The 5,906-nt window shown below is 56.6% G+C and carries 9 protein-coding genes; 2 read left to right on the top strand and 7 right to left on the bottom strand.

The features are described 5' to 3' along the window. Nucleotides 1-348 (top strand): AI-2E family transporter (locus tag ACXWUF_RS16775; protein WP_458495789.1); only part of this gene is annotated, 348 nt, incomplete at its 5' end. Between the two features lie 32 nt (nt 349-380). Here the strand turns inward: ACXWUF_RS16775 and ACXWUF_RS16770 are convergent. Genes ACXWUF_RS16770 through rlmE form a run of 3 tightly spaced genes read right to left on the bottom strand, consistent with a single transcriptional unit; the run spans nt 381 to nt 1,716 of the window. After that, nucleotides 381-800 (bottom strand): PIN domain-containing protein, encoded by a 420-nt coding sequence (locus tag ACXWUF_RS16770; protein WP_458495788.1) that lies wholly within the window; start codon nt 798-800, stop codon nt 381-383. Continuing rightward, the gene (locus ACXWUF_RS16765; RefSeq protein WP_458495787.1) at nt 797-1,036 is read right to left on the bottom strand and encodes a FitA-like ribbon-helix-helix domain-containing protein; all 240 of its coding nucleotides are present in this window, start codon (nt 1,034-1,036) and stop codon (nt 797-799) included. The genes ACXWUF_RS16770 and ACXWUF_RS16765 overlap by 4 nt, the downstream gene beginning before the upstream one ends. A gap of 59 nt (nt 1,037-1,095) precedes the next feature. Further along, nucleotides 1,096-1,716, bottom strand: a complete 621-nt coding sequence (gene rlmE, locus ACXWUF_RS16760; protein ID WP_458495786.1) for a 23S rRNA (uridine(2552)-2'-O)-methyltransferase RlmE — start codon at nt 1,714-1,716, stop codon at nt 1,096-1,098. Between the two features lie 43 nt (nt 1,717-1,759). Here rlmE and yhbY point away from each other — a divergent pair, with 43 nt between their 5' ends. Next, a complete protein-coding gene (gene yhbY / locus ACXWUF_RS16755) occupies nt 1,760-2,032 on the top strand; it encodes a ribosome assembly RNA-binding protein YhbY (protein WP_458495785.1) in 273 nt (90 codons plus the stop codon). Between the two features lie 10 nt (nt 2,033-2,042). Here the strand turns inward: yhbY and ACXWUF_RS16750 are convergent, their stop codons facing one another. The 4 genes from ACXWUF_RS16750 to carB all read right to left on the bottom strand — a co-directional run. Next, entirely contained in the window at nt 2,043-2,708 is a 666-nt protein-coding gene (locus ACXWUF_RS16750; RefSeq protein ID WP_458495784.1) for a hypothetical protein, read from the bottom strand. A 35-nt stretch (nt 2,709-2,743) separates the two neighbouring features. Then, nucleotides 2,744-3,220 (bottom strand): transcription elongation factor GreA, encoded by a 477-nt coding sequence (greA, locus tag ACXWUF_RS16745; protein ID WP_458495783.1) that lies wholly within the window; start codon nt 3,218-3,220, stop codon nt 2,744-2,746. Between the two features lie 100 nt (nt 3,221-3,320). Continuing rightward, the gene (locus ACXWUF_RS16740) at nt 3,321-3,698 is read right to left on the bottom strand and encodes a DUF4288 domain-containing protein (RefSeq protein ID WP_458495782.1); all 378 of its coding nucleotides are present in this window, start codon (nt 3,696-3,698) and stop codon (nt 3,321-3,323) included. Between the two features lie 21 nt (nt 3,699-3,719). Next, nucleotides 3,720-5,906, bottom strand: a 2,187-nt coding sequence (gene carB / locus ACXWUF_RS16735) for a carbamoyl-phosphate synthase large subunit (RefSeq protein ID WP_458495781.1), incomplete at its 5' end; no start/stop codon positions are given.

Below are 5,906 nucleotides of genomic sequence, written 5' to 3'. Positions count from 1 at the left end.
ATCGTGGCCTTCTTCCAGTGGGGCATCAATGACGATTTCTGGTATCTGATCCTGGCCTATTCCATCATCCAGGCGGTGGACGCGGTGGTGTTGATTCCGCTGCTGTTCTCGGAGGTGGTGAATCTGCACCCGGTGGCGATTATCGTCGCCATTCTGTTCTTCGGCGGGATGTGGGGTTTCTGGGGGGTGTTCTTCGCCATTCCGTTGGCGACGCTGGTCAAGGCGGTGCTGAATGCGTGGCCACGTTTGGGAAGTGAAACGGGGGAATTGGAGTTGGACCTGGGCGACAATTTACCGCCGCCGTTGGTGAAACCGGGCGCGGTGCCGTTGAGTCGGGAGCGGCATTGAGGGACAAACGGGCCTGTATTCCGTGCCCCGGTCTATATCTCAAAAGGATTGATGAGATGAATCCCGCAGGCTTCGAAATCGGCAATGTTGCGGGTGGCAAGGGTGCATCCGTTGGACCGGGCAATCCCAGCGATTTGTCCGTCGGGAATGCTCATGGGGCGACCCAACGCTTTGCGATGGCTCATTAGTTCGCCATAGCTCCGGGCTGCCGCTTCATCAAATCCGAGGATGCGCCGGGTGAATCCCCCTTGCAGAAAACGCTCGAACCGCTCTTGAAGCGTCGAACGCCGCTTACCGATAGGCAGAATCCTCAGTCCATATTCGATTTCGCCTATCGTCACCGCAGAAACGAAGAGTGTGCTGAGCGGCTGCTGGTTCAGCCACGCCAGCACGACGGGGGACGGGATGGGTTTCATGACTTCCGAGACGATATTTGTGTCCAGCAGAATCATTCCGGGAAACCCATAGGTTCGTGCGGGCCGCGCCGGGGCAATTCCAGGTCCACGCCGTGGGTTGGGCCGAACAGGCTCAAGGCGAGGTCGCCCAGCCGTTCTGGCGGGGAGGTAGTAACGGCTGCCTCAATGATAATTCGGGCTTCTTCCTCCACCGACACGCCATGCGCCGCCGCCCGCGCCCGCAACCGCAGGTAGGCGGCGTCATCCAGTTGGTTCACGCTTACGCTTGCCATGGTTTGAATCTCCGAAGCTGGTTCAAGCGATGCTAGATACAGCAGTATGCGACTACTGCCTACTTTTTCCTTGACCTTCCCACCAAATAAACCTCGGGGCTCCGATCCCGCGAAGCCTTAGGCTTCCGCACCGCCACACTACCAAACAGGCAGCGAACCTCCTTCACATACGCATCCACATCCGGCCCCTGGAAAATTTTGGTCACGAACGCCCCACCCGGCTTCAACACTTCCCGGACCGTTTCCAGCGCCAATTCGGCGAGGTGCATTCCCCGCGCTTGGTCCACCACGCGGTTGCCGCTCATGTTCGGGGCCATATCGGACAGCACCACATCCACCGGACGGCCCGCCAATTCGGCCACGAGTTGGGCGAGGATGTCCTCCTCCCGAAAATCACCCAGGATGAAGGTCACGCCGGGGATTTCTTCCACGGGCAGGAGGTCGAGGGCTATAATCTTGCCGCTTTTTCCGATCCGCTCGGCGGCGTATTGCGACCATCCGCCGGGCGCGGCCCCCAGATCGAGCGCCACCATGCCGGGTTTGAACAGGCGCTCGCGCTCGTCCAACTCCTTCAACTTGAAGACCGCCCGCGACCTGTAGCCTTGGGCTTGGGCCTGTTTTACGTATTCGTCGGAGAAATGTTCGGACAACCAGCGTCCGCTGCTTCGGCTTCGGGCCATAAGGGTGGGAAAATTAATGAATAACTGTTATTGAGGATATTGCGTGAAATCGGAACTGAAGAAATTCCTGAAAGCCAAGGCCCATGCCCTGAATCCTGTGGTCATTACCGGCCAGCATGGTATTACCCCGGCGGTATTGAATGAAATCAATCTGGCTCTCGACCACCATGAATTGATTAAAGTCCGGGTGAATGCAGCCGACCGGGACGATAGGAAATCAATGATTGAGGAAATATTGGAAAATACCGGGGCGGAATTAATTCAGGCGATTGGGCATATTGTGGCGATTTATCGGAAGAATCCCGATAAGAAATAAGCCTTGGCTTTCACGCGCCCGCTTGGGAAACCGGCGGGCTTGCATCGTGAACCCAGACACCTTCATCACTGACATAAAAGGTATGGAAATCTTCGACTTCAAGGTTATATACGCAGCGCGTTACCTGTCTATTTGTAGGCTTGCGCCTCTTAGTATTAAGAGGCCACTTCGCCTTACCCTTTGAACCGAAATCAACACAAAAGTCAGGAAATTCTTGATCGTGATAAGAAATCCAGCCGATACTGGCTATGTCAGTCGCACATAAATGCATATCTTGACCAACATAAGCTATTTTATCGGTCATCAAACTCAAAGGTTCTCCGTAAACCAGCCAACCAGTGGATTTCCAGCATCCCTCGTCTGTATCGAAATCATCCCTAACCCAAAACTGAAGATGATCACTTACGAAGAGATAGTCATCCCTGTAATGATATTCATCCCACTTATTTTGTGGGTCATTGTTCGGCCAAGTGATTACGTAATTTACTAAAGTAATAGGTAAGTTATCGTGGATAAGGGTTCTTCGCACACGCTTGAACTCCCGCTCACCGCGTCCTTCCTCCGATCTCGATAATACCGAATCCCCGATTTTTATTTGTTCAATAGGCACCAAACCCCGGTCAGTCCAAACCGGGGTGCCCGCGACAAAACCAGATTCATGGCGATTATCTTGCATGGCCGTGAAATCAGGGTAAGGCTATATTTGAAGCCTCAAATATACTTCACCGCACAAATATCATATTCCCGCGTCCCGCCCGGTGCCTGCACCACCGCCACATCGCCTTCCTTCTTGCCAATCAGGGCACGGGCAATCGGCGAAGTCACCGAAATCTTCCCCTGCTTAATATCCGCCTCGTCCTCGCCGACAATCTGATAAGTCACCTCGTCGCCGGTATCCGCGTCGGCCAAATCCACCGTCGCCCCGAATACCACTTTGCCGTGGGCATTCAACGTGGTCACGTCGATAATCTGGCAATTCGACAGCTTAGCCTCGATTTCCTTAATCCGGCCTTCCGCGAAACTCTGCTGCTCACGGGCGGCGTGGTATTCGGCGTTTTCCTTCAAATCCCCGTGGGCACGCGCTTCGGCGATGGCCTGGGTGATTTTCGGGCGCATGACGGTTTTCAGGTGGGTGAGTTCTTCGCGGAGTTTCTCGGCACCGCGCAGGGTCAGGGGTACTTTTTGCATGATTTCGACTTCCTTACGAATCCGTTGTTTTAACTGCGAGTGTTAGTTGATACGGGACTATTTTTAGCCCACAAATTTTGATATGGCGAAGACTACCTTTCTACTGGTAAAACTCGCCTTTTTGCCTGACTAGCTTGCGGATGTTCTTAAGTTTTCTGGGGTTATGATCTGCCCACATTATTTCCGACCCATCCGCAAGCTCTTCGTAAATAGGCAGTAATTCGGTCACGCCTTCAAAAACCCATTGAACGTCGATGGCATTGGGACCGCCTTTGTACGGTTCAGTGCATTCCATCGCAAATTGAACCGTTTTATCAAACGCCTCATCCAGATTCTCGGCCTTAACGAGTATGGTATTTTCCCAAGTGATAAACCGATTTTCTGGATCGTCATTACCCTCGTCGGCTAGCTCAATAAACCGGATTAGGTATGAAGCGAGATACCATCCAACCGGGGAGATATTCTTTGAGTAGCTCACGAGGGTAATGAATGGCGGGATTTAAGCCCCAATCAAACTCCGATGCAAATCCTGCAAACAATTCACATCCCCCGCATCCAGTTCCTTCAAAGCGTAACAGGTCGCCCGTGCCCCGGAAACCGTGGTCGTGTACGTAACCTGCTGCTGCAAAGCCTGACGGCGGATGGTGAAGGAGTCGGCGATGGACTTCTTGCCTTCCGTGGTATTGACGATGAATTGCAGCTCGCCGTTTTTAATCATGTCCACGATATGCGGTCGGCCCTCGTACACCTTGTTGACGATGGCGCAGGGCACGCCCGCGTCCTGCAAGACCTTGGCCGTGCCACGGGTCGCCACCAGTTGGAAGCCATGCGCCAACAAATCGCGGGCGATGGGAATCATCTTCTGCCGGTCGGTCTCGCGGACGCTAATCAGCACGTTGCCGCTGCGGGGCAATTTCACGCTGGCGGCGCGTTGAGCCTTGGCATACGCCTCGCCGAAGGTCACGCCCACGCCCATCACTTCGCCGGTGGATTTCATTTCCGGCCCTAAAAGTGGATCGACGCCGGGGAACTTGATGAACGGGAACACCGCTTCTTTCACCGAGAAATACTCGGGGATGAGTTCTTCGGTAATGCCCTGCTCTTCCAAGGTCTTGCCGACCATGCAGCGGGCGGCGACTTTCGCCAGCGGACGGCCCGTCGCCTTGGACACAAACGGCGCGGTGCGGGAGGCACGCGGGTTGACTTCGAGGATGTAGACATCGCTGCCCTGGATGGCGAACTGGATGTTCATCAAGCCGACCACGCCCAAGGCTCTCGCCAGTTTTTCCACCTGCTCGCGGACCTGCGCCTGAATTTCCGGGCTGAGGTCGTAAGGCGGAATGGAACAGGCCGAGTCGCCGGAATGCACGCCCGCTTGCTCGATGTGCTGCATCAAGCCGCCGATTACCACCCGCTGGCCGTCGCACACCGCGTCCACGTCCATTTCGATGGCGTCGTCCAGGAAGCGGTCCAGCAGCACCGGCGATTCATTGGACACGCTGACGGCTTCGCGCATGTAGCGCCGCAAGTCCTCGTCATTGAAGACAATCTCCATCGCCCGCCCGCCCAGCACGTAGGAAGGCCGCACCACCAGCGGATAGCCGATTTCGTTGGCGCAACGCACGGCCTCGTCCTGGGAACGGGCGGTGCGGTTGGGCGGCTGTTTCAGCCCCAAGCGGTCCACCAATTTTTGGAAGCGCTCGCGATCTTCCGCCAAGTCGATGGAATCGGGCGACGTGCCGATGATGGGCGCATTGGCCGCTTCCAGCGCCCGCGCCAGTTTCAGCGGGGTCTGCCCGCCGTACTGCACGATGACGCCCATCGGCTGTTCCAGATGGATGATTTCCAGCACGTCCTCCAAGGTCAGCGGCTCGAAATACAGCCGGTCGGAGGTGTCGAAGTCGGTGGAGACCGTCTCCGGGTTGCAGTTGATCATGATGGTTTCGTAGCCATCTTCCCGCAGCGCCATCGCCGCGTGGACGCAGCAATAGTCGAACTCGATGCCCTGGCCGATGCGGTTGGGACCGCCGCCCAGCACGATGACTTTCTGGCGGTCGGTGGGCGCGGCTTCGCATTCCTCCTCGTAGGTGGAATAGAGGTAAGCCGTGGAGGTGGCGAATTCCGCCGCGCAGGAGTCGATGCGCTTGTACACGGGCCGAACCCCCAAGCGACGGCGGGCAGCGCGGACTTCGGCTTCGGAGCTTTCCAGGATGCGGGCCAGCCGCGAGTCGGAGAAGCCCTGGCGTTTCAGGCAGAACAGATCATCCGCCGACAGGCTGGCGAGGATGCGCGACTTGAGCGCCTGTTCCGTTGCCACCAAGTCTTCGATTTGGGCGAGGAACCACGGGTCGATGCTGCTGTGTTCAAAGACCTCTTCGATGCTCCAACCCTGCCGGAAGGCGTCAGCCACGTAGAAAATCCGGGCTGGGCCGGGATGGCGCAGTTCGCGAATCAGTGTCCCGGCCATGTCCTCTTCGGCCACGTCCAGCTTTTCCACCAAGCCATCCACGCCGATTTCGAGACTCCGCAGCGCCTTTTGCAGCGATTCTTGGAAGGTCCGGCCAATCGCCATGGCTTCGCCCACCGATTTCATCTGGGTGGTGAGGCGGTCGTCGGCCTGGGGGAATTTCTCGAAGGTGAAGCGCGGGACTTTCGTCACCACGTAGTCGATGGTCGGCTCGAACGA

This window comes from Methylomagnum sp. (assembly GCF_054333355.1).
Note: the sequence above shows the minus strand (reverse complement) of the source record. Positions and strands in the feature narration are given on the sequence as shown.

Coding starts and splice junctions, on each gene's coding strand:
- ACXWUF_RS16765 (WP_458495787.1), bottom strand. CDS start 1,036: ATGGCAAGCGTAAGCGTGAACCAACTGGATGACGCCGCCTACCTGCGG.
- ACXWUF_RS16750 (WP_458495784.1), bottom strand. CDS start 2,708: ATGCAAGATAATCGCCATGAATCTGGTTTTGTCGCGGGCACCCCGGTT.
- greA (WP_458495783.1), bottom strand. CDS start 3,220: ATGCAAAAAGTACCCCTGACCCTGCGCGGTGCCGAGAAACTCCGCGAA.
- ACXWUF_RS16770 (WP_458495788.1), bottom strand. CDS start 800: ATGATTCTGCTGGACACAAATATCGTCTCGGAAGTCATGAAACCCATC.
- rlmE (WP_458495786.1), bottom strand. CDS start 1,716: ATGGCCCGAAGCCGAAGCAGCGGACGCTGGTTGTCCGAACATTTCTCC.